Annotated in this window: 23 protein-coding genes and 2 pseudogenes; 22 read left to right on the top strand and 3 right to left on the bottom strand. The window is 72.4% G+C overall.

Annotated elements, in window-relative coordinates; all coding sequences use genetic code 11:
• Positions 1-483 (top strand): DinB family protein, encoded by a 483-nt coding sequence (locus tag O7635_RS21580; RefSeq protein WP_278082266.1) that lies wholly within the window; start codon positions 1-3, stop codon positions 481-483.
• An 18-nt stretch (positions 484-501) separates the two neighbouring features.
• Complete coding sequence (gene aroB, locus O7635_RS21585; RefSeq protein ID WP_278082267.1) at positions 502-1,578, top strand: 3-dehydroquinate synthase; 1,077 nt, start codon at positions 502-504, stop codon at positions 1,576-1,578.
• A gap of 239 nt (positions 1,579-1,817) precedes the next feature.
• Here the strand turns inward: aroB and O7635_RS21590 are convergent.
• Positions 1,818-2,639: pseudogene (locus O7635_RS21590) on the bottom strand (glycosyltransferase 87 family protein); the annotation flags it as partial.
• On the bottom strand, positions 2,636-4,078 hold the full coding sequence (gene mptB / locus O7635_RS21595) for a polyprenol phosphomannose-dependent alpha 1,6 mannosyltransferase MptB (protein WP_278082268.1): 1,443 nt from the start codon (positions 4,076-4,078) through the stop codon (positions 2,636-2,638). The pseudogene O7635_RS21590 and the gene mptB, both read right to left, overlap by 4 nt.
• A gap of 74 nt (positions 4,079-4,152) precedes the next feature.
• Here mptB and efp point away from each other — a divergent pair, with 74 nt between their 5' ends.
• Positions 4,153-4,710 carry an elongation factor P gene (gene efp, locus O7635_RS21600; protein ID WP_278082269.1) on the top strand — a complete coding sequence of 186 codons (558 nt, stop codon included), beginning with the start codon at positions 4,153-4,155 and terminating at the stop codon, positions 4,708-4,710.
• Positions 4,711-4,733: 23 nt separating this feature from the next.
• Positions 4,734-5,144 (top strand): transcription antitermination factor NusB, encoded by a 411-nt coding sequence (gene nusB, locus O7635_RS21605; RefSeq protein ID WP_278085545.1) that lies wholly within the window; start codon positions 4,734-4,736, stop codon positions 5,142-5,144.
• Positions 5,145-5,225: 81 nt separating this feature from the next.
• On the opposite strand, the gene O7635_RS21610 is transcribed toward nusB, so the two are convergent.
• Positions 5,226-5,714: a transcriptional regulator gene (locus O7635_RS21610; protein ID WP_203703049.1), complete on the bottom strand. Its 489-nt coding sequence runs from the start codon at positions 5,712-5,714 to the stop codon at positions 5,226-5,228.
• 282 nt (positions 5,715-5,996) lie between these two features.
• Between O7635_RS21610 and pyrR the strand changes: the two genes are divergently transcribed.
• From pyrR to O7635_RS21700, 18 genes and pseudogenes are all read left to right on the top strand, one after another.
• Entirely contained in the window at positions 5,997-6,587 is a 591-nt protein-coding gene (pyrR, locus tag O7635_RS21615) for a bifunctional pyr operon transcriptional regulator/uracil phosphoribosyltransferase PyrR (RefSeq protein WP_278082270.1), read from the top strand.
• Positions 6,584-7,504 (top strand): aspartate carbamoyltransferase catalytic subunit, encoded by a 921-nt coding sequence (locus O7635_RS21620; protein ID WP_278082271.1) that lies wholly within the window; start codon positions 6,584-6,586, stop codon positions 7,502-7,504. Before pyrR ends, O7635_RS21620 begins: the two co-directional genes overlap by 4 nt.
• Complete coding sequence (locus O7635_RS21625; RefSeq protein ID WP_278082272.1) at positions 7,501-8,769, top strand: dihydroorotase; 1,269 nt, start codon at positions 7,501-7,503, stop codon at positions 8,767-8,769. The genes O7635_RS21620 and O7635_RS21625 overlap by 4 nt, the downstream gene beginning before the upstream one ends.
• On the top strand, positions 8,766-9,884 hold the full coding sequence (gene carA / locus O7635_RS21630; RefSeq protein ID WP_278082273.1) for a glutamine-hydrolyzing carbamoyl-phosphate synthase small subunit: 1,119 nt from the start codon (positions 8,766-8,768) through the stop codon (positions 9,882-9,884). Before O7635_RS21625 ends, carA begins: the two co-directional genes overlap by 4 nt.
• A complete protein-coding gene (gene carB / locus O7635_RS21635; RefSeq protein WP_278082274.1) occupies positions 9,877-13,200 on the top strand; it encodes a carbamoyl-phosphate synthase large subunit in 3,324 nt (1,107 codons plus the stop codon). The genes carA and carB overlap by 8 nt, the downstream gene beginning before the upstream one ends.
• Positions 13,197-14,324, top strand: a pseudogene (gene pyrD, locus O7635_RS21640) (dihydroorotate dehydrogenase (quinone)); the annotation flags it as partial. The gene carB and the pseudogene pyrD, both read left to right, overlap by 4 nt.
• Positions 14,325-14,353: 29 nt before the next feature.
• On the top strand, positions 14,354-15,199 hold the full coding sequence (gene pyrF, locus O7635_RS21645; protein ID WP_278082276.1) for an orotidine-5'-phosphate decarboxylase: 846 nt from the start codon (positions 14,354-14,356) through the stop codon (positions 15,197-15,199).
• Positions 15,200-15,367: 168 nt separating this feature from the next.
• The gene (gene mihF, locus O7635_RS21650) at positions 15,368-15,685 is read left to right on the top strand and encodes an integration host factor, actinobacterial type (RefSeq protein WP_278082277.1); all 318 of its coding nucleotides are present in this window, start codon (positions 15,368-15,370) and stop codon (positions 15,683-15,685) included.
• 25 nt (positions 15,686-15,710) lie between these two features.
• A complete protein-coding gene (locus O7635_RS21655; RefSeq protein WP_278082278.1) occupies positions 15,711-16,238 on the top strand; it encodes a guanylate kinase in 528 nt (175 codons plus the stop codon).
• Between the two features lie 21 nt (positions 16,239-16,259).
• Positions 16,260-16,523, top strand: coding sequence for a DNA-directed RNA polymerase subunit omega (rpoZ, locus tag O7635_RS21660; protein WP_007075826.1), 264 nt, complete (start codon positions 16,260-16,262; stop codon positions 16,521-16,523).
• A 4-nt stretch (positions 16,524-16,527) separates the two neighbouring features.
• Positions 16,528-17,742, top strand: coding sequence for a bifunctional phosphopantothenoylcysteine decarboxylase/phosphopantothenate--cysteine ligase CoaBC (coaBC, locus tag O7635_RS21665; RefSeq protein WP_278082279.1), 1,215 nt, complete (start codon positions 16,528-16,530; stop codon positions 17,740-17,742).
• Between the two features lie 76 nt (positions 17,743-17,818).
• Entirely contained in the window at positions 17,819-19,015 is a 1,197-nt protein-coding gene (gene metK / locus O7635_RS21670; protein ID WP_278082280.1) for a methionine adenosyltransferase, read from the top strand.
• Positions 19,016-19,099: 84 nt separating this feature from the next.
• Positions 19,100-19,324 (top strand): hypothetical protein, encoded by a 225-nt coding sequence (locus O7635_RS21675; RefSeq protein ID WP_278082281.1) that lies wholly within the window; start codon positions 19,100-19,102, stop codon positions 19,322-19,324.
• A gap of 13 nt (positions 19,325-19,337) precedes the next feature.
• Positions 19,338-19,571, top strand: coding sequence for a hypothetical protein (locus O7635_RS21680; RefSeq protein WP_278082282.1), 234 nt, complete (start codon positions 19,338-19,340; stop codon positions 19,569-19,571).
• A gap of 4 nt (positions 19,572-19,575) precedes the next feature.
• A complete protein-coding gene (locus O7635_RS21685; protein ID WP_278082283.1) occupies positions 19,576-20,058 on the top strand; it encodes a hypothetical protein in 483 nt (160 codons plus the stop codon).
• Between the two features lie 70 nt (positions 20,059-20,128).
• Entirely contained in the window at positions 20,129-20,329 is a 201-nt protein-coding gene (locus tag O7635_RS21690; RefSeq protein WP_278082284.1) for a hypothetical protein, read from the top strand.
• Positions 20,316-20,510: a hypothetical protein gene (locus O7635_RS21695; RefSeq protein WP_278082285.1), complete on the top strand. Its 195-nt coding sequence runs from the start codon at positions 20,316-20,318 to the stop codon at positions 20,508-20,510. The genes O7635_RS21690 and O7635_RS21695 overlap by 14 nt, the downstream gene beginning before the upstream one ends.
• A 96-nt stretch (positions 20,511-20,606) precedes the next feature.
• Complete coding sequence (locus O7635_RS21700; RefSeq protein ID WP_278085546.1) at positions 20,607-22,535, top strand: primosomal protein N'; 1,929 nt, start codon at positions 20,607-20,609, stop codon at positions 22,533-22,535.
• The last annotated feature ends 9 nt before the right edge of the window (positions 22,536-22,544 follow it).

Below are 22,544 nucleotides of genomic sequence, written 5' to 3' on the forward strand. Positions count from 1 at the left end.
ATGACTGAGCGTGCCGATCTGCTGGCTTCCCTCCAGCGTCACCGTGGGTTTCTGCTGTTCACCGTGGGCGGGCTGACCGACGAGCAGGCCCGGCTGACGCCGACCGCCAGCGCGCTCTGCCTGGGTGGCCTGCTGCGCCACGTCGCCACCATCGAGCGGAGCTGGTCCGCGTTCGCGGCCGGCGGCGCCGAGGGCATGGCGTCGGTCGAGGTCGACTGGGTGACCGGCTTCCAGATGCCGCCGGGCGCGACGCTGGCCGACCTCGTCGCCGACTTCGAGGCGGCAGCGGCCGAGACCGACGCGCTCGTCGAGAAGCTCGACCTCGACACCGCCCACCCGCTGCCCACCGCGCCGTGGTTCGAGCCGGGCGCCTCCTGGACGGTCCGGCGCGTGTTCCTGCACCTGATCGCCGAGATCTCGCAGCACTCCGGCCACGCCGACATCCTCCGCGAGACGATCGACGGCCAGAAGACGATGGGCTGACGGCTATGCTCGGCGCCGATGGATGAGATCACGCGGATTCCGGTCGGTGGCGAGCAGGCCTACGACGTGGTCGTCGGGCGTGGGCTGACCGACCAGATCGCCGCGCTGCTGCCGGGCGCCGACCGGGTCGCGGTGCTCGCCTCGGCGCCGCTGGCCGGGCGCGCCGGCGCGGTCGAGGCCGCCCTGCGCGCCGAGGGCCGGGCGGTCACCCGGATCGAGATACCGGACGCCGAGAGCGGAAAGACCATCGAGACCGCGGCCGCCTGCTGGGATCGGTTGGGCGCGGCCGGGTTCACCCGGTCCGACGCGGTGGTCGCGGTCGGCGGGGGCGCCGCGACCGACCTCGGCGGCTACGTCGCCGCCGCCTGGCTGCGCGGCGTGCGCTGGGTGCCCGTGTCGACATCGCTGCTCGGCATGGTCGACGCGGCCGTCGGCGGCAAGACCGGCGTCAACACGGCCGCCGGCAAGAACCTGGTCGGCGCGTTCCACCCGCCCGCCGGGGTGCTCTGCGACCTGGACTCGCTCGACTCGCTGCCGCCGGCCGACCTGACCGCCGGGCTGGCCGAGGTGGTCAAGTGCGGCTTCATCGCCGAGCCGGCGATCCTCGACCTCATCGAGCGTGACCCGGCCGCGGCCACCGACCCGGCGGGTCCGGCGGTCCGGCGCCTGATCGAGTACGCCGTGCGGGTGAAGGCCGACGTCGTCGGCGGCGACCTCAAGGAGTCCGGCCGGCGCGAGATCCTCAACTACGGTCACACGCTGGCCCACGCGATCGAGAAGGTCGAGCACTACACCTGGCGGCACGGCGACGCGGTCTCGGTCGGCCTGGTCTACGCCGCGCAGCTCAGCCACCTGGCCGGCCGACTCGACCGGCCGACCGCCGACCGCCACCGCGCGATCCTGACCGCGTTGGGCCTGCCCACGACCTATTCGGCGGCGGCCTGGCCGGACCTGCTGGCCGCCATGCGCGTCGACAAGAAGGCCCGCGGCTCGCGGCTGCGGTTCATCGTGCTGGACGCGCTCGCCGAGACCGACGTCCTCGACGGCCCGTCCGACGACCTGCTCGCGGAGGCGTTCGCCACCGTCAGCGACTGACCGGCCGGCTCGCGGATCGGCAGGAATGCCAGCAGTCCGAGCGCGATCCAGACGTACAGGTTGCTGCCGATCACCGCCGCGAGCGACCGCCCGCCGTCGGCCCACAGCCAGACCGCGCTGGTGCACAGCAGCACGTACGCCGCGACCACCAGCCAGCGCGCCCGTCCGCGCCGCCAGGCCAGGTAGAGGGCCGGCAGCAGCCAGACCAGGTGGTGCACCCAGGTCACGGGGCTGATCAGGCAGGTCGCCACGCCGGTCAGCGCGAAACCCGTGCGGTGGTCACCGGCCTGCGCGGCGGCCCGGCATCTGACCATCCACAGTGCACAGATCGCCAGCACGGCCATCGCCCACCAGAAGCCCGGCAGGCCCACGCGGGCCACGAGTCCCCGCAACGACTGGTTGGAGACGTAGGCCAGATCGCCGACGCGGCCGGTGTTCCAGAGCGCCTCGGTCCAGAACGTACGCGACGCGGTGGGCGCCACCGCCGCTGCGAGCAGGATCGCCCCCGCGACCGTGGCCACCGCGACGAGGAGCGCGCGCCAGCGGCGGGCCAGCGCCAGGTAGAGCACGAACAGCCCCGGCGTCAGCTTGACCGCGGTCGCCAACCCGATGCCGACACCGGCCCGGTCGCCTCGGCGCAGGTCCCACCAGACCAGCGCCAGCAGCACCAGATTGACCTGACCGAAGCTGACCGTGTCGCGGACCGGCGCCAGGAACACGCAGAGCAACGCCACCAGCAGCCAGGCCCGCATGCCCGGACCGACCAGCCAGCGGATCACCAGCCCGCCGGCCAGCACGTTGACCGCGATGCTGACCGCGATCGCGATGTGCCACGACAGCGGCGCGAGCGGCGTCATCACGAGCGCCGCGAACGGGGGATAGGTGAACCCGTAGACCGTGCCGGGCCGCAGGTAGTCGTAGAGCTCCCCGCCGCCGAGCCAGTGCCGCACCGCGCCGTAGTAGACGCCGACGTCGAAGAAGCCCCGCCGGCCGGGCACCACGATCACCCACACCACGGCGAGCACGGCCAGCGCCCACAACACGCGGCGCGACGCCGTCATCGGGCCAGTCCGGTCGCCAGGTCGTCGTCCGGCTGGGTCGCGAACGCGGCCATCACCAGCAGCGCCACCGCCAGGAAGCCACCGATGACGGCGAAGCCGAGGGTGTGCGCGGTGGGCGCGAAGCCGTCGGGCAGCACCACCAGGGCGAGCACCGCGCAGGCGGCGGCCGCGACCCGGCCCGCCCGGCCGTGCGGCGCCGCGGCGGCCAGCGGGACCACGGCCCAGAGCAGGTACCAGGGTCGCACCGCGGGCCCGAACACCACCACGCCGCCGAGCACCAGGCCGACGCCCCGCACCGGGCCGACGGTCCGGCGGCGATGCCAGACGAACAGCGCCGCGGCGACGGCCGCGCACATGCCGGCCAGCCGCCACACGGTCACCGGCGCCGTGCCCAGCGAGGCGTCCAGCGCCGCCAGCCAGGCCTCCGTGCCCCGGCCGAGCGCGCTGGTCAGCGACCAGCTGTCGGCGGTCACCGGCGTGCGCAGGGCGCCCACCCAGCCGAACCCGGTGCCGGCGACCCAGGTCACGAACACCGCCGTGCCGAGCGCGACCAACCCGGTGCCGCCGAAGGCCCGGACCCGGCGCCACCGGCCGGTGGCCCGGGCGGCCCAGATCAGCGCCACCCCGGCCAGCCCGACCGCGACCGGCACCTTGACCAGGGCGGCCAGCGTGACGGCGACCGCGCCGAGCACCGGCCGGCCGGCGAACGCCGCGGCCAGCCCGGCCGCCAGGAGGCCGACCATCAGGGCGTCGTTGTGCGCCCCGCCGACCAGGTGCAGCAGCACCAGCGGATTGAGCGCCGCGAGCCAGAGCGCGGCCGCGGGCGGGACACCGCAGCGCCGCGCCAGCGGCGGCAGCGACACGGCCAGCAGCGCCACGCCGGCCAGGGCGGCCAACCGCAGCACCAGCACGCCGACCGTGACGTGCCCGCCCACGACGGCCGCCGCCGCCGTGGCCAGGAGCAGGAAGGCCGGCCCGTACGGCGTGGGGGTGTGCTGCCAGATCGCCGGCACCTCGGCGCTGAACGGCCCGCCGAGGTCGGCCGGCCCGGAGGTGTAGACGTCGAGGCCCGCGCCGACCATGGCGCCCTGGGCGAGATAGCTGTAGACGTCGCGGCTGAACACCGGCGGCGCGATCAGCAGCGGCGCCGCCCACATGAGCAGCGTGGCGAGCATCTCCTCGACGGTGAGCGGGCGCTGCCGCACCAACCGGCCCAGCCGCCACCAGGCGACCACCAGGAGCACGAGCCCGAAGTACGCGACCGTCACGCCGGCGTTGAACAGGTCGACCGGGAGATCCGGGCGGGCCAGCGGCCCCGCTGCCGGCCCGGCGCCCGCCCCCAACCCACCCAGAGCGACGCAGAGGGTGCCGGCGACTCCCCAGGCCCGGCACCGTCCGAGCTGGCCGGCACCCTGGCTGGCGAGGACCGGCGCGGACACCCGAGGAAGATGGCATCCGTTGATGGCCGGTAGACTCGCATGGTCTGTCCGCCGAGTGAAGATCAAGGCAGGAAATGGCCACCACCAACGACCTGAAGAACGGTCTGGTTCTCAACCTCGACGGCGAGCTGTGGTCCGTCGTGGAGTTCCAGCACGTCAAGCCCGGCAAGGGTGGTGCATTCGTGCGCACCACGCTCAAGAACGTGCTGTCCGGGAAGGTCGTCGACAAGACCTTCAACGCGGGCACCAAGGTCGAAACCGCGACCGTCGACAAGCGCACCATGCAATACCTCTACGCGGACGGCGAAGACTTCGTCTTCATGGATCTCGACACCTACGACCAGATCCACGTCGCCGGCGGCACCGTCGGTGAGGCGTCCAACTACCTGCTGCCCGAGGCCGAGGCGATCGTCGCGACCCACGAGGGCGTGCCGCTCTACGTCGAGCTTCCGACCAGCGTGGTGCTGGAGGTCACCTACACCGAGCCGGGCCTGCAGGGCGACCGCTCCACGGGCGGCAACAAGCCCGCCACCGTCGAGACCGGCGCGACCGTCCAGGTCCCGCTGTTCATCACCACCGGTGAGAAGATCAAGGTCGACACCCGCGACGGCCGTTACCTCGGCCGCGCCTGATGGCCGAGGGCCCCAAGACCTCGATGCCCGCGCGCCGCAAGGCGCGCAAGAGGGCCCTCGACGTGCTGTTCGAAGCCGACCTGCGCGACCGGCCACCGGGTGACGTCCTCACGGACTACGTGGCCCGGCTGGAACGGCCGCTCCCGGGCCATCTGGACTACGCGGAGGGCCTGGTCAAGGGCGTCGCGACGCATCTCGACCGGATCGACGAGCTGATCGCGAGCTACGCCGAGGGCTGGACGATCGACCGCATGCCGGTGGTCGACCGCAACCTGGCCCGGATCGCGGTCTACGAGCTGCTCTACGTCGACGAGATCGACGACGCCGTCGCGATCACCGAGGCGGTCGAGCTCGCCCGGCAGATGTCGACGGACGACAGTCCCCGGTTCCTCAACGGCCTCATCGGTCGCATCGCGGAGTACGCACCGCGATAAAAACGACAGAAGGGCCCCCACCAACCGCTTGTGGCGGCGGTGGGGGCCCTTCGCCGTGTGGCTCGGAGCCCTGGCCAGCGCTCAGCTGGCGAAGAAGGCCCGCGGGTCGGCGACGAGAACGCCGTGCTCGTTGAGGCGCTCGATCAGGCCCGACGGCGACGAGTCGTAGACGATCGCCAGCGCGCGCAGGTCGTCGGCGCGGATCGAGAGGACCCGGCCGTTGTAGTCACCGCGCTGCTGCTGTATCGCCCGCGCGTAGCGCGCCACGTAGGCCAGCTCCTCGGACGCCTCGTCGTACAGCCGCTCGAGGTCCAGGACGATCTTGTTGGTGGGCTCGTGCCGGACACCGCTGCCGTCGGGCAGCAGCTCCGAGACGGGGACCCGGTAGAAGTCGGCGAGCTCGGCGAGGCGGGACACCGTCACGGCCCGGTCACCGCGCTCGTAGGAGCCGACGACGACCGCCTTCCAACGGCCGTTCGACTTCTCCTCCACACCTTGCAGGGAAAGGCCCTGCTGTTGGCGGATGGAGCGCAGACGCGCGCCCAACGACTTGGCGTACTCAGAAGCCATTGACGACTCTCCCAGTGCTGGTACCCGGGGTTCTCCCCAGCGATCGCTACGGAGCGTGACGGTACGGGGAATGAGAGAACTGGTCAAGTGCTCATTACCCATCACTTGGGATGACTGTGTTGTGTTGTCCGAATTTTCCTGCACCATGCATCAACGACTGGCGAGAGTGTTACGCACGGCACGCTGCGCATACCCACGCTGTCCCCGCTGGTAACGTGATCGACGGTTCGCCGAAGACATCCTTTAACGACCCGTCCCGTGAGGCGGGGAAGGAGGTCCGCCGTGGCCTATGCTCAGGCCGCCTCAAACTCGACGACGTCCGGTTCGCCACCGTCGGTGAAGGTCATCCTCACAGAGACGGATCTGCAGCGGGTCGTCGACCGCATCGCGCATCAGATCCTGGAAAAGACCGACGGCGCCGACGGCACCGTCCTGCTCGGCATCCCGACCCGCGGTGTCCCGTTGGCCCACCGCCTGGCCGCCCGCATCGCCGCCTTCGAGGGCGTCGACGTGCCCGTCGGTGTGCTGGACGTCACTCTCTACCGCGACGACCTGCGACTCAAGGCGACCCGCGCGCTCGGCCCCACCGACCTGCCGTCGGGTGGCATCGACGGCCGGCGGGTCATCCTCGTCGACGACGTGCTGTTCTCCGGCCGCACCGTGCGGGCCGCCCTCGACGCCCTGTCGGACCTCGGCCGGCCCAGCTCCGTGCAGCTCGCCGTGATCGTCGACCGCGGCCACCGGGAGCTGCCGATCCGGGCCGACTACGTCGGCAAGAACATCCCGACCGCGCGCAACGAGATCGTGAAGGTCGCGCTCGCCGAGATCGACGGCACCGACGAGGTCAAGCTCATCGGCGAGGAGACCAAATGATCAAGCATCTGCTGTCCGCCGCCGACCTCGACGCCGAGCACGCCACGCTGGTCCTGGACACCGCGGCCGAGCTGGCCAACCTGTCGAGCCGCGAGGTGAAGAAGCTGCCGACGCTGCGCGGCCGCACGGTGGTCAACCTCTTCTACGAGGACTCCACCCGCACCCGGATCTCCTTCGAGGCCGCCGCGAAGCGACTCTCCGCCGACGTCATCAACTTCTCCGCCAAGGGTTCCAGCGTCTCCAAGGGCGAGAGCCTCAAGGACACCGCGCTGACCCTGCAGGCGATGGGCGCCGACGCGGTCGTCGTCCGCCACCCGGCCTCCGGCGCGCCGCACCGGCTGGCCCAGTGGGTCGACGGCTCGGTGGTCAACGCCGGCGACGGAACCCACGAGCACCCGACCCAGGCGCTGCTCGACGCGTACACGATGCGCTCGCGCCTGGGCCGGCTGGCTGGCCTGCACGTCGCGATCGTCGGCGACGTGCTGCACAGCCGGGTCGCCCGGTCCAACGTGCTGCTGCTGACCACGCTCGGCGCGAAGGTCACGGTGGTCGGGCCGCCGACGCTGATCCCGGTCGACGTCGGCCCGGCCCTCTCGCCCGAGCTGAGCGTCTCCTACGACCTCGACGCCGTGCTGCCGCAGGTCGACGTCGTGATGATGCTGCGCGTCCAGCGCGAGCGGATGAACGATTCCTACTTCCCGTCGACCCGGGAATACAGCCGCCGCTACGGCCTCGACGCCGCCCGCATGCGCCGGCTGCCCGAGCACGCGATCGTCATGCACCCCGGCCCGATGGTCCGCGGCATGGAGATTACTCCGGAGGTGGCCGACTCGGCCCGCTCCACCATCGTCGAACAGGTCGCCAACGGCGTCTCCGTCCGGATGGCCGTCCTCTACCTGCTCCTGGGGGGCAAATGAGCAGCAGCACGTACCTGGTCAAGGGCGTCAGCGTCCTCGGCGCGGAGCCGACCGACCTGCTGGTCCGCGACGGCGTCATCGCGGAAGGGGGCGCGGCGGACCAGGTCGTCGACGCTGCCGGGCTCGTCGCGCTGCCCGGCCTGGTCGACCTGCACACCCACCTGCGCGAGCCCGGCCGCGAGGACGCCGAGACCGTCGAGTCCGGCTCGCGCGCGGCGGCGCTCGGTGGTTACACCGCGGTCTGCGCGATGGCCAACACCTCGCCGGTCGCCGACACCGCGGGCGTGGTCGAGCAGGTCTGGCGGCTCGGCCGGGAGGCCGGCCTCGTCGACGTGCAGCCGATCGGCGCCGTGACCGTCGGGTTGGCCGGCCAGCACCTCGCGGAGCTCGGCGCGATGGCCACCTCTGCCGCCAAGGTGCGGATCTTCTCCGACGACGGCCACTGCGTCTCCGATCCGCGCCTGATGCGCCGCGCCCTGGAATACGTCAAGGCGTTCGACGGCGTGATCGCGCAGCACGCCGAGGAGCCCCGGCTGACCGAGGGCGCGCAGATGCACGAGGGCGAGGTCTCCGCCCGGCTCGGGCTGACCGGCTGGCCGGCCGTGGCCGAGGAGGCGATCATCGCCCGCGACGCGCTGCTCGCCGGCCACGTCGGCGCCCGGCTGCACGTCTGCCACGTCTCCACCGCCGGCTCGGTCGACGTGATCCGGCAGGCCAAGGCGGCCGGCGTGCGGGTGACCGCCGAGGTGACGCCGCACCACCTGCTGCTCACCGACGAGCGGGCCAGCTCGTACGACCCGGTGTTCAAGGTGAACCCGCCGCTGCGCACCCAGGCCGACGTGCTCGCGCTGCGGGCCGCGCTGGCCGAGGGCCTGATCGACATCGTGGCCACCGACCACGCGCCGCACGCGGTGGAGGACAAGGAATGCGAGTGGGCGTACGCGCGCCCCGGCATGCTCGGCCTCGAGACGGCACTGTCCATCGTGCTCGACGTGCTCGGCCCCGACTGGGAGCTGATCGCGCAGCGGATGTCGCGCACGCCGGCCCGGATCGCCGGACTGGCCGAGCACGGCCACACCCCGGCCCCGGGCGCGCCGGCCACCTTCACGCTGGTGGACCCGGCGGCCCGCTGGGAGGTCGACCCGTCGGTGTCGGCGTCCCGCTCGCGCAACACCCCGTACGCGGGGATGACCCTGCCCGGCCGGATCGTCGCGACCTTCCTGCGCGGCGAACCGACGGTGCTGGACGGAAAGGCAGTGAAATGAGGCGCCCCGCGCTGCTCGTCCTGGAGGACGGGCGGACGTTCCACGGTGAGTCCTACGGCAGCGTGGGCGAGACCTTCGGCGAGGCGGTGTTCACCACCGCCATGACCGGTTACCAGGAGACGCTGACCGACCCGTCGTACCACCGGCAGGTCGTGGTGCAGACCGCGCCGCACATCGGCAACACCGGCGTCAACGACGAGGACGACGAGTCGGCGAAGATCTGGGTCGCCGGGTACGTGGTCCGCGACCCGGCCCGGCTCGCCTCCAACTGGCGGCGCACCGGCGACCTGGAGGACCGGCTCGCCGCCGAGGGCGTGGTCGGCATCTCCGGCGTCGACACCCGGGCGCTGACCCGGCACCTGCGCGATCGGGGCGCGATGCGGGTCGGCGTGTCCAGCGTGATCGAGGACCCGGCCGCGCTGCTGCGCAAGGTGCGGGAGGCGCCCGAGATGGTCGGCGCGGACCTGTCGGCCGAGGTGACCACGGCCAAGCCGTACACCGTGCAGGCGCAGGGGACGCACCGGTTCACCGTCGCGGCGGTCGACCTCGGCATCAAGCGCAACGTCGCCCGGCGCCTGGCCGCCCGCGGGGTGACCACCCACGTGATGCCGGCGTCGTCGAGCATCGACGACCTGCTGGCCACCGGCGCCGACGCGATCTTCTTCTCGCCCGGCCCCGGCGACCCGGCCACCGCCGACGGCCCGGTCGAGCTCGCCCGCGAGGTGATGCGCCGCCAGATCCCGCTGTTCGGCATCTGCTTCGGCTCGCAGATCCTGGGGCGGGCGCTCGGGTTCGGCACCTACAAGCTGGGCTTCGGGCACCGGGGCAGCAACCAGCCGGTGCTCGACCGGACGACCGGCAAGGTCGAGGTGACCGCGCACAACCACGGTTTCGCGGTCGACGCGCCGCTGGACAGCACGGTCAGCACCGACTTCGGCGACGTCGCGGTGTCGCACGTCTGCCTCAACGACAACGTGGTCGAGGGCCTGCGCGCGCACGACGTGCCGGCCTTCACCGTCCAGTACCACCCGGAAGCGGCCGCCGGCCCGCACGACGCCGACTATCTCTTCGACCGGTTCCGGGAATTGATCGCGGGGGAGAAGGCCAGTGCCTAAGCGGAGCGACCTGTCGCACGTGCTCGTCATCGGCTCCGGGCCGATCGTCATCGGGCAGGCGTGCGAGTTCGACTACTCCGGCACCCAGGCGTGCCGAGTGCTGCGGGCCGAGGGCCTGCGGGTCAGCCTGGTCAACTCGAACCCGGCGACCATCATGACCGACCCGGAGTTCGCCGACGCCACCTACGTCGAGCCGATCACCACCGAGTTCCTCGAACTGGTCATCGCCAAGGAGCGGCCGGACGCGATCCTGCCGACGCTGGGCGGCCAGACCGCGCTCAACGCCGCGGTCGCCCTGCACGAGTCCGGGATCCTCGACAAGTACGGCGTCGAGCTGATCGGCGCCGACATCGAGGCGATCCAGCGGGGCGAGGACCGGCAGAAGTTCAAGGAGATCGTGGCCAAGGCCGGCGCCGAGACGCCGCGCTCGCGGGTCTGCGACTCGATGTCCGCGGTGCGTTCGGCGGTGGCCGAGCTCGGCCTGCCGGTCGTGGTCCGGCCGTCCTTCACGATGGGTGGCCTGGGCTCCGGCATGGCGCACACCGAGGAGGACCTCGAGCGGATCGCCGGCGCGGGCCTGACCGAGTCGCCGGTGCACGAGGTGCTGATCGAGGAGAGCGTCCTCGGTTGGAAGGAGTACGAGCTCGAGCTGATGCGCGACAAGCACGACAACGTCGTGGTCGTCTGCTCGATCGAGAACCTCGACCCGATGGGCGTGCACACCGGCGACAGCGTGACCGTCGCGCCGGCGATGACGCTCACCGACCGGGAATACCAGCAGCTGCGCGACGTCGGCATCGCGGTGCTGCGCGAGGTCGGTGTGGACACCGGCGGCTGCAACATCCAGTTCGCGGTCAACCCGCGCGACGGCCGGCTCGTGGTCATCGAGATGAACCCGCGGGTGTCCCGCTCGTCGGCGCTGGCGTCCAAGGCGACCGGCTTCCCGATCGCGAAGATCGCCGCCAAGCTGGCCATCGGCTACACGCTCGACGAGATCCCCAACGACATCACGCTGGAGACGCCGGCCGCGTTCGAGCCCGCGCTCGACTACGTGGTGGTGAAGATCCCGCGGTTCGCGTTCGAGAAGTTCCCCGGCGCCGACCCCGAGCTGACCACCACGATGAAGTCGGTCGGCGAGGCGATGAGCCTGGGCCGCAACTTCACCGAGGCGCTCAACAAGGCGATGCGCTCGATGGAGACCGGCGCCGCCGGCTTCTGGACAGCGCCCGATCCCGACGGGGCGACGCTGCAGTCCACTCTGGAGGCCCTGGGCACGCCGCACGACGGCCGGCTCTACACCGTCGAGCGGGCGCTGCGGCTGGGCGCCTCGGTGGCCGAGGTGTCGGCCGCGTCCGGCGGAATCGACCCCTGGTTCCTCGACCAGATCGCCGCGCTGGTCGACCTGCGCGCCGAGATCATCGCGGCCCCGGTGCTCGACCTGCCGCTGCTGCGCCGGGCCAAGCGGGCCGGCCTGTCCGACCGCCAGCTCGCCGCCCTGCGGCCCGAGTTCGCGGGTGAGGACGGGGTGCGCCGGCTGCGGCACCGGCTCGGGCTGCGGCCGGTCTACAAGACGGTCGACACCTGCGCGGCCGAGTTCGAGGCGAAGACGCCCTACCACTACTCGTCGTACGACGAGGAGACCGAAGTGGCGCCCTCGGACCGGCCCAAGGTGCTGATCCTGGGCTCGGGTCCGAACCGGATCGGCCAGGGCATCGAGTTCGACTACTCGTGTGTGCACGCGGTGATGGCCTTGCGGGGCGCGGGCTACGAGACGGTGATGGTCAACTGCAACCCCGAGACCGTGTCCACCGACTACGACACCGCGGACCGGCTCTACTTCGAACCGTTGACGTTCGAGGACGTGCTCGAGGTGGTCAACGCCGAGGATGCGTCCGGCCGGGCGGCCGGCGGGCCCGGCGTCGTCGGCGTGGTGGTCCAGCTCGGCGGGCAGACCCCGCTCGGGCTGGCCCAGCGGCTCAAGGACGCCGGCGTGCCCATCGTCGGCACGTCGCCCGAGTCGATCAACCTGGCCGAGGACCGCGGCGCGTTCGGCGCGGTGCTGGCTCGCGCGGGACTGCGGGCGCCCGCCCACGGCACCGCGACGTCCTACGACGAAGCCAAGGCGATCGCCGACGAGATCGGCTACCCGGTGCTGGTGCGGCCGTCCTATGTGCTCGGTGGCCGCGGCATGGAGATCGTCTACGACGATCCGACGCTGTCCGCCTACATCGCCCGGGCCACCCAGATCTCGCCGGCCCACCCGGTGCTGGTCGACCGCTTCCTCGACGACGCGATCGAGATCGACGTGGACGCGCTCTGCGACGCCACCGGCGAGGTCTACCTCGGCGGCGTGATGGAGCACATCGAGGAGGCCGGCATCCACTCCGGCGACTCGGCCTGCGCGCTGCCGCCGATCACGCTGGCCGCGTCCAACCTGGCCGAGGTGCGCCGCTACACGGCGGAGATCGCCCGCGGCGTCGGGGTGCGGGGCCTGCTCAACGTGCAGTACGCACTCAAGGACGACGTGCTCTACGTGCTCGAGGCCAACCCGCGGGCGTCGCGTACGGTGCCGTTCGTCTCGAAGGCGACCGCGGTCCCGCTGGCCAAGGCGGCCGCCCGGATCATGCTCGGGGCGACCATCGCGGAGCTGCGGGCCGAGGGTCTGCTGCCGGCCACCGGCGACGGCGGCGACCTGCCGGCCGACGGTCCGACCGCGGTCAAGGAGGCGGTGCTGCCGTTCAAGCGGTTCCGCACGCCGGCCGGGCGGGGCGTCGACTCGCTGCTGGGCCCGGAGATGAAGTCGACCGGCGAGGTGATGGGCATCGACCCCGCCTTCGGCAACGCGTACGCCAAGTCGCAGGCCGCCGCGTACGGGTCGTTGCCGACGTCGGGGCGGATCTTCGTCTCGGTCGCCAACCGCGACAAGCGCAGCATGATCTTCCCGATCAAGCGGCTGGCCGACCTCGGCTTCCAGATCGTGGCGACCGTCGGCACCGGCGAGGTGCTGCGCCGGCACGGGATCTCCTGCGAGCTCATCCGCAAGCACTGGGAAGAGGAAGGCTCCGGGCCGGACGCGGTCACGCTCATCCGCAACGGCGAGGTGGCGCTGATCGTCAACACGCCGCAGGGCTCGGGCGCCTCGGCGCGGTCGGACGGCTACGAGATCCGCAGCGCGGCGGTCACCGCCGACATCCCGTGCATCACCACGGTGCCGGGCGCGGCGGCCGCGGTGATGGGGATCGAGGCGCTGATCCGCGGCGAGATGACGGTGCGCCCGCTGCAGGACCTGCACGCCGCCCTGCGGGCCGCCGAATGATCTTCGAGCGGGTCGTCCGGCCGGGTCTGTTCCGGCTCGGCGCCGGCGACGCGGAGACCGCGCACGAGTGGACGCTGTCGCGGCTGGCGGGCCTCCCGCCGGCCGTGCGGCGGCTTCTCGCCGTCCGCTATGCGGTCCGCGATCCTCGCACCGTGTTCGGGGTCGAGTTCCCGAACCCGGTCGGGTTGGCCGCGGGCGTCGACAAGAACGGCGTCGCGCTGGCGGCCTGGCCGGCGTTGGGTTTCGGGTTCGTCGAGGTGGGCACGGTGACGGCGCACCCGCAGCCCGGCAACCCGAAGCCGCGCCTGTTCCGCCTCCGCGACAGCGAGGCCATCGTCAACCGCATGGGCTTCAACAACGCCGGCGCCGCGGCCCTGGCCGCCCGCCTGACCGAGGGCCGTTCCCGGGCGATGGCCGATGGCGGACCCGGCGACGCCCCGCCGGCGGCTGGCGGCGGTGCCCGCGCGGTGGCCGGCAGCGGACCCGGCGGTCCGCGGGCCGTGCGGGACGGCGGTGGCCCGCGCACCCTGACCGAGCCGCGCGATGCGCGGCCGTTCGGCGTGCCGATCGGCATCTCGTTGGGGAAGTCGAAGGTGACCCCGCTGGACGAGGCCGTCGACGACTACCTCGCGTCCTACCGGCTGCTGAAGGACCACGGCGACTACTTTGCGGTCAACGTTTCATCGCCCAACACCCCGGGGCTGCGGTCGCTGCAGGATCGCGACTCGATCGACGCGCTGCTGGGCGCGTTGGTGGGGGAGAAGCCGATCCTCGTGAAGATCGCCCCTGATCTGACCGAGGCCGCGATCGCCGAGCTGTTGGAGGTCTGTCTGGCCCGCGGCGCGGCCGGGGTCATCGCGACCAACACCACGCTCGCCCGGGACGGTCTCGCGCCCGCCGATGTAGCGCTCGGTGACGAGGCCGGCGGGCTGTCCGGGCGGCCGCTGACCGGGCGCGCCCGGGACGTCGTGCGGTTCGTCCACGACGAGACCGGCGGCCGGCTGCCCGTGATCGGGGTCGGCGGCGTCATGTCGGCCGACGACGCGGCGCGGATGTTCGACGCCGGCGCGAGCCTGGTGCAGGTCTACACGGGGTTCATCTACCACGGGCCGGCGCTGGTCCGGCGGATCGCGTCTGTGAAGAAAGGACAATCGTGACTAAAGCCTTCGGGGCGCGGCTGCGCGCCGCTCTGGACACTCGCGGTCCGCTGTGTGTCGGCATCGATCCTCATCCAAGTCTGCTGATCGCCTGGGGGCTGTCCGACGATGCCGAGGGGCTGGCCCGATTCGCGGGAACCGTGATCGACGCCCTCGGCGACCGGGTCGCGATCTTCAAACCGCAGTCCGCGTTTTTCGAGCGACACGGCTCCCGAGGGGTCGCCGTGCTTGAGTCGGCTATCCGACAGTTGCGGGATGCCGGGGCACTCGTCCTCCTCGATGTGAAGCGCGGCGACATCGGTTCGACGGTCGCCGCGTACGCCGCCGCCTATCTCGACCCGGCGAGCCCGCTGTGTGCCGACGCGATCACGGCGAGCCCGTACCTCGGCGTCGGATCGCTGCGCCCGATGTTCGACGCGGCGCGCGCGCACGACGGCGGAGTGTTCGTGCTGGCCCTGACCTCGAACCCCGAGGGCGCCGAGGTCCAGCGGGCCGTCGGTCCCGGCGGCCGGACCGTCGCGCAGACCGTGATCGACGAGATTTCCCAGCTCAACGAGGGTGTGGCGCCACTCGGCAGCTTCGGCCTGGTGGTCGGCGCGACGATCGGCGACACGGGCCACGACCTCTCCCGCGTCAACGGCCCGATCCTCGCCCCGGGGCTGGGCGCGCAGGGCGCCAACGCTTCCGACCTGCGTACCGTCTTCGGCAATGATCTTGATTGGGTCGTTCCGTCCTACTCGCGGGAGATCCTCTCGCGCGGGCCCTCGGTGTCCGATTTGCGCAGCTCGGCGGCCGAGGCGCTGGCCCAGTGCCGGGCCGTTCTCGCCCCCCGAACGAGGTGACACGGCGGATCAAGATTTCGTGATCAAGGCGCGCCGACGTTGCCGAAAACCCATCGGGCCGCTAGTTTTCCCGGCGCTGGGAACCACATGCCCCTTTGGTTCACGGCCACCCCACGTTTCACGACCGCGGCGGAAATTCCCGATCGCGGTAGGACCTGAGGAGAACTGGTGCCGCTCCCGTCACTGAGCCCCGAACAGCGCGCGGCAGCGCTGGAAAAGGCAGCGGAGATCCGCAAAGCCCGCGCCGAGCTGAAGGAGCAGCTCAAGCAGGGCAAGACCACCCTCGCTTCCGTGCTCGACCGGGCCGAGTCCGATGACGTCGTCGGCAAGCTGAAGGTTTCGGCCGTGCTGCAGGCGATGCCGGGCATCGGCAAGATCCGGGCGACCCAGATCATGGAGAAGCTCAAGATCGCTGACAGCCGCCGGCTGCGCGGTCTCGGCGACCAGCAGCGCAAGGCGCTCCTTGGAGAGTTCGCCGGCAGCTGACCCGTCGCACGGGTAGAACAAAGCTGTGACCATGCGTGACGAGGCGCGCCCGGCGGCTCGGCTCACGGTCCTGACCGGTCCTTCGGAGGCCGGGAGGGCAGCCGTGATCCGGCTGGTCCGGGCGCGTTCGCCGTGGGTGCGGATGCCCGTCATGGTCACCACGCGCCGGCGTCGCGACCACGAGGTCGACGGCGTGCACTACACGTTCGTCGACGAGGCCGCGTTCGACCGGCTGGTCGAGGAGCGGGGCCTGCTCGAGGCCGCGGCGATCCGGCACCACCGGTACGGCACCCCCCGCCGTCCCGTGGAGGCCTGGCTCGCCGCCGGTGAGCCGGTCCTGCTCTCGATCGATCCGCGCGGCGCCGAGCTCGTCACCCTGGCCATGCCGGACGCCCGCGTGGTGCTCCTGCTGACCCCGGACGACCGGGTGTCGGCCGGCGACGGCATCAGCGGGGCGATCATCAACCACGCTGCCGGGCGGGCAGCCGACGAGCTGGTAGGATTGCTCGGTTCGTCATTCCTGACCCCGGCCCGACCGCCGCGCGGCGGTTGAGAACTTTGAGGTTTGTTTTCCGTGGGATCCATCGCCAATCCTGAAGGCATCACCAACCCGCCGATCGACGAGCTGCTCGAGAAGACCACGTCGAAGTACGCGCTGGTCATCTTCGCGGCCAAGCGCGCCCGCCAGGTCAACGCCTACTACAGCCAGCTCGGCGAGGGCCTGCTGGAATACGTGGGCCCGCTGGTGGAGACCACGCCGCAGGAGAAGCCCCTCTCCATCGCGATGCGCGAGATCAACGCCGGCCTGCTGACGGCCGAGCCGACCGACCAGCCCTGAGGTCATGACCACCCGGGTCGTCCTCGGCGTCGGTGGTGGCATCGCCGCCTACAAGGCCGCCGAGCTGCTGCGCCTCTTCACGGAGTCGGGGCACCAGGTCCGGGTGATCCCCACCGCGTCCGCGCTGCGCTTCGTCGGCGCGCCGACCTGGGCCGCGCTGTCCCGGGAACCGGTCGCCGACGACGTGTGGGCCGACGCCCACGAGGTGCCGCACGTGCGCCTCGGCAAGGAAGCTGATCTTGTCGTCGTCGCGCCGGCCACCGCCGACCTGATCGCCAAGGCGGCCCACGGGCTCGCCGACGACCTGCTCACCAACACGCTGCTGACCGCGCGCTGCCCGGTCGTCCTGGCGCCGGCGATGCACACCGAGATGTGGGAGCACCCGGCCACCCAGGCCAACGTGGCGCTGCTGCGGTCCCGCGGCGTGCTGGTCATCGAGCCGGCCAGCGGTCGCCTCACCGGCGCCGACACGGGCAAGGGCCGACTGCCGGACCCCACCGAGATCTTCGCGTACGCCCGCCGGGTGTTGGCTCGTGGCGCCCAGCCGGCCGATCTGGCCGGTCGGCACGTCGTGGTCACCGCCGGTGGCACGCGCGAGCCGCTCGACCCCGTGCGCTTCCTCGGCAACCGCTCGTCCGGCAAACAGGGCTACGCGTTCGCCCGCACCGCCGCCGCTCGCGGCGCACGGGTCACGCTGGTCAGCGCCAACCCCACGCTGCCCGCCCCGGCCGGTGTCGACGTGGTCGTCGTCGGCACCACCGAGGAGCTGCGCAAGGCGACCGTCGAGGCCGCCGCCGACGCCGACGCCGTGGTGATGGCCGCGGCGCCCGCCGACTTCCGCCCGGCGACCTACGCGGTTGACAAGATCAAGAAGCAGCCGGGCGCGGCGCCCGCGCCGATCGCGCTCGCGCTCAACCCCGACATCGCCGCTGAGCTGGGCGAGCGCAAGCCCGCCGGCCAGGTGCTGGTGGTGTTCGCGGCCGAGACCGTGGCCACCGCCGAGGCGCTGGCCAACGCCCGACAAAAACTTGTGGTTAAGAAGGCCGACCTGATCGTGGTCAACCAGGTCGGCACCGATAAAGTCTTCGGATCAGACGCCAACGCCGCGACGGTGCTGGGCGCGGACGGTTCGGAGACGGTTTTCCCGCAGCAACCCAAGGAAGACCTGGCCGACGCCGTCTGGGATCTGGTAACAACACGCTTGACGAGTACGTCTTAACCAGGGCGGGCGTCGCCGGAGGCTGGCGCGACGCGGCGCGCTCTGGGGCCGGACCCGAGAATTTGTGAGGAGCACCGTGGCACGTCGCCTGTTCACGTCCGAGTCGGTTACGGAGGGCCACCCGGACAAGATCGCTGACCAGATCAGCGATGGCATCCTCGACGCGCTGCTGGCGCAGGACCCGCGCAGCCGGGTCGCGGTCGAGACCTTGATCACGACCGGCCAGGTCCACGTCGCCGGCGAGGTGACCACGCAGGCGTACGCCGACATTGCCACGATCGTCCGCGAGACCATCCTGGGCATCGGCTACGACTCGTCGAAGAAGGGCTTCGACGGCGCGTCGTGTGGCGTCAACATCGCCATCGGCTCGCAGTCGCCCGACATCGCGCAGGGCGTCGACACCGCCATCGAGCTGCGCGACGGCGAGAGCGCCGGCGACGCCCTCGACCGCCAGGGCGCCGGCGACCAGGGCATGATGTTCGGTTTCGCCTGCTCCGAGACGCCCGAGCTCATGCCGCTGCCGATCGCGCTGGCCCACCGCCTCGCCCGCCGCCTGTCCGCGGTGCGCAAGGACGGCACGGTGCCCTACCTGCGTCCGGACGGCAAGACCCAGGTGACGATCGAATACGACGGCCTGCGCCCGATCCGCCTCGACACCGTGGTCGTCTCGTCGCAGCACGCCGCCGACATCTCGCTCGAGTCGCTGCTCACCCCCGACGTCCGCGAGCACGTGATCGCGCCCGAGCTCGAGAACCTCGGCCTCGACACCGAGGGCTACCGCCTCCTGGTCAACCCGACCGGCCGCTTCGAGATCGGCGGCCCGATGGGCGACGCGGGCCTGACCGGCCGCAAGATCATCGTCGACACCTACGGCGGCTACGCCCGCCACGGCGGCGGTGCGTTCTCCGGCAAGGACCCGTCCAAGGTGGACCGTTCGGCGGCGTACGCGATGCGCTGGGTCGCCAAGAACGTCGTCGCCGCGGGACTCGCCGAGCGCTGCGAGGCCCAGGTCGCCTACGCGATCGGCAAGGCCCACCCGGTGAGCCTGTTCGTCGAGACCTTCGGCACCGAGAACGTGCCGGTCGACCGCATCGAGAAGGCGATCGGCGAGGTCTTCGACCTGCGCCCCGCCGCCATCATCCGCGACCTCGACCTGCTCCGCCCGATCTACCAGCAGACCGCCGCCTACGGCCACTTCGGCCGCGAGCTGCCGGACCTGACCTGGGAGAACACCGACCGCGCGGCCGACCTGAAGAACGCCGCCGGCCTCTGAGGTCTCTTTCGTCGAAGCGGGCCCGTCGCTGACGGGCCCGCTTTCGCGTTTGTCGATCCGTCGCACGGGGGTATCTCCCGTGGCATGTGGCGTCAGGCAGCCGGCTATGCGCTCGTAGCGCTCGCCCTGCTGCTCGCCTACGCCGCGGTCGGCGTCGTCGTCTTCGACGACCCCTTCGGCGAGGCGCTCCTGTCCGGCTCCGGAATCGCGATCGCCGTGCTCGGCCCGCTGCTTCTCATGCGCTGGGCCGATCCCTTCGGTAAGCGGCGCCGTCGACGGACGGACCACGACCCCGCGTCCGAGCGCTGAGGCGGTGCCTCTCATGGACCCGCAGCCGAACCGGCCACGCGCCGGTACGCCGTCACCCCGGTGGGCCCGTCGCGTCTTCCTGGTTCTCGCGGTCCTGTTCACAATTGGTGCCCTCTCCGCGCTGACCCACCCGTGGTGGGCCGGCGAGGTGACGTGGTGGCGCTTCGCGCAGGGCGCCGGCTGGACGGTCATGGCGGCCGCATCCGTCTGGCACCTGCGCCGCACCCGCCGCGACGACGGTGGGTGACCGCGTGTCGGAACTGGATCGTCCGGCGGCGACGCGCGTGGTCGCCTTCGCCGCGGTTTCGCAGCTTCTCCTGGCGGCTGCGGCGGCGGTGGTCATCGGCTTCGCCGTCGAAGAACGCAGCGTCGTCGCGTTCCTGGTCTTCGGTGCGATCATCGCCGCTTCGGTCTGCCTCTTCGTAGCCGTCACCCGGCGCCTTCAACGCATCCGGTCCGAGGCGGCGGAGGGTCGCGGGCCGGTACGGGCAAATGTCGCACATGGGTTGAATGTCGAACGCTCCAGCCGCCTGATCTGGTCGTCCCGGATCTACACCGCGTCAGTCGCGGTGTTCCCGCTCGCCGCGGTCGTGCTGCTCAGCCATCCGCTCTGGCTCGGCGACTTCCGCTCGTCGCTGTTGATCTACGGCATCTTCACGGCCTACGTCGGCGCGTTCCAAGTCCTCCGCTACCGCGAGTGGCGGCGGGGCCGTGCGGCGCCGCCCGATGGCTGACCCGTCGGGGGTTTGTCGATCCGGTGACGGCGGGTATCGGGGTCCTATGCGGACAACGGGGCGGCCGGAGATGCGGCGTGACATCGCGCGCTATGTCCTCGCCGGGGTCGTGGCGTGGCTGGCGGCGACGCTTGTGGGCATGGTCCTCACCGACGACTCGTTCGGCGAGTCGCTCGGCTCGTCCCTTCCGGTGACGGTGGCGATGGTGATCGGGATGATCGCCTTGGAGCGGGCGAGGGCGCGGCGTGGGCGGTCCGATGACCCGGCGTGAGAAGTGGCGACTGGCGATCGGCCCGCTGCTGGCCTGGCCCGTCACCGCCCTCATTTGGCTCGCGGTCACCGACGACTCGGTTGTCGAGGCGGTCGCGTGGACCTTCGCGATCCTGGCGGTGACGTTCGTCCTGATGTTCTGGACAGGGAGCCGGGCGCGCGAGGACGGCGACGAAGCGTGACGGGGGTCGTGGGTCGGGCGGCCGCGGCGGCGGCGGTGGAAAGATGGTGCGGTGGCGAACCGGAGCAACCGTGCGGAGCGCGAGCCCGCGCCTGAGCTGCCGGTCGCCCGGGTCTGTGTCGACGTGCCGTTGCCGCACCTCGACCGGCTCTTCGACTACCTGGTGCCGGCCGACCTGCACGAGACCGCCCAGCCGGGCACCCGCGTCAAGGTCCGCTTCGCCGGTCAGCTGGTCGACGGCTGGCTGATCGAGCGGGCGGCGGAGTCGGCGGTGCCCAGGCTGGCGTACCTCGAGAAGGTCGTCTCGCCCGAGCCGGTGCTCACCCCCGAGATCGCCGGCCTGGCCCGGGCGGTCGCCGACCGCTACGCGGGCAGCCTCGCCGACGTCCTGCGGCTCGCGGTCCCACCCCGGCACGCCCGGGCGGAGCAGTCCGCGGCCGAGGCGGCCGTCGACGAGGAACCATCCCCGGAGCGCGCGGGCACCGGTTGGTCGGAATACCAGGCGGGGGAGGGGTTCCTGCGGGCGCTGCGCGAGCGCAAGAGCCCCCGCGCCGTCTGGTCCGCGCTGCCCGGTGCGGACTGGCCCGCCCGCCTCGCCGAGGCCGCCGCCGCGACGCTCGCCGCCGGTCAGGGTGTGGTGGCCGTCGTGCCGGACGCCCGGGACCTCGACCGGCTCGACGCGGCGCTCGTCCAGGCGCTCGGCAAAGACCGGCACGTCACCCTGGCCGCCGGGCTCGGGCCGGCCAAGCGCTACCGCGCCTTCCTCGCCGCCAGCCGCGGCCAGGTCAAGGTGGTCGCGGGGACGAGAGCGGCGGCCTTCGCCCCCGTCCACGACGTCGGCCTCGTGGTGATCTGGGACGACGGCGACGACCTGCACGCCGAGCCGCGGGCCCCGTACCCGCACGCCCGTGAGGTGCTCCTCACCCGCGCCCAGCGGGCCGGCGCCGCAGCCCTGGTCGCCGGGTACGCCCGCACCGCGGAGGCGCAGCTCCTGCTCGAGACCGGCTGGGCCCGCGAGATCGCCGCCGACCGGGCCACCACCAGACGCCACGCCCCGGCCATCACCCCGACCGGCGACGACCCGCAGCTGGCCCGCGACCCCGGCGCCGCCACCGCCCGGCTGCCGAGCCTGGCCTGGGACGCCGCCAGAGCGGCGCTGAAGGCCGACGCGCCCGTGCTGGTCCAGGTGCCGAGGCGCGGCTATCTCCCCTCGGTCTCGTGCGGCACGTGCCGCGCCCCGGCCCGCTGCGCGACCTGCCAGGGCCCGCTCGCCCTGCGCTCGTCCCACGCCGTACCCGCCTGCCGCTGGTGCGGCCGCGTCGCCGGCGACCACGTCTGCCCCCACTGCGGCGGCCGCGGCCTGCGGGCCGCCGTCACCGGGGCCCGCCGCACCGCCGAGGAGCTCGGCCGGGCCTTCCCCGAGACCCCGGTGCGCACCTCCGGCCGCGACGAGGTGCTCACCGAGGTGCCGGCCGCGGCCGCGGTGGTGGTCGCCACGCCGGGCGCGGAGCCGGTCGCGACCGGCGGCTACGGCGCCGTCCTGCTGCTCGACACCTGGGCCCTGCTCACCCGGGCCGACCTGCGCGCCGGCGAGGAGGCCCTGCGCCGCTGGATGACCGCCGCCGCGCTGGCGAAACCCCACACCGCCGGCGGCCGCGTCGTGGTCGTCGCCGACGGGGGCGTCCCGGTGGTGCAGGCGCTGCTGCGCTGGGACCCCGGCTGGTACGCCGAACGCGAGCTCGCCGAACGCCGCGAGCTGCGGTTCCCGCCCGCCGCCCGGATGACCAGCCTGACCGGCGCCCCGCCGGCCGTGGCCGACCTGCTGGCCGCCGTGCACCTGCCGCCCGACGCCGAACTGCTCGGCCCGGTCCCCGCCGACCAGGACCAGGAGCGCTATCTGGTGCGCGCCTCGCGCACGAAAGCAGCCGAGGTGGCCGCCGCCCTGCACGCCGCCGCGGGGGTCCGCAGCGCCCGCAAAGCCCCCGACCCCGTCCGCGTGCAGGTCGACGCCGCCGACCTCTTCTAGACTTGTCGG

This window comes from Asanoa sp. WMMD1127, assembly GCF_029626225.1.
In the GTDB taxonomy this organism is placed as follows: Bacteria; Actinomycetota; Actinomycetes; order Mycobacteriales; family Micromonosporaceae; genus Asanoa.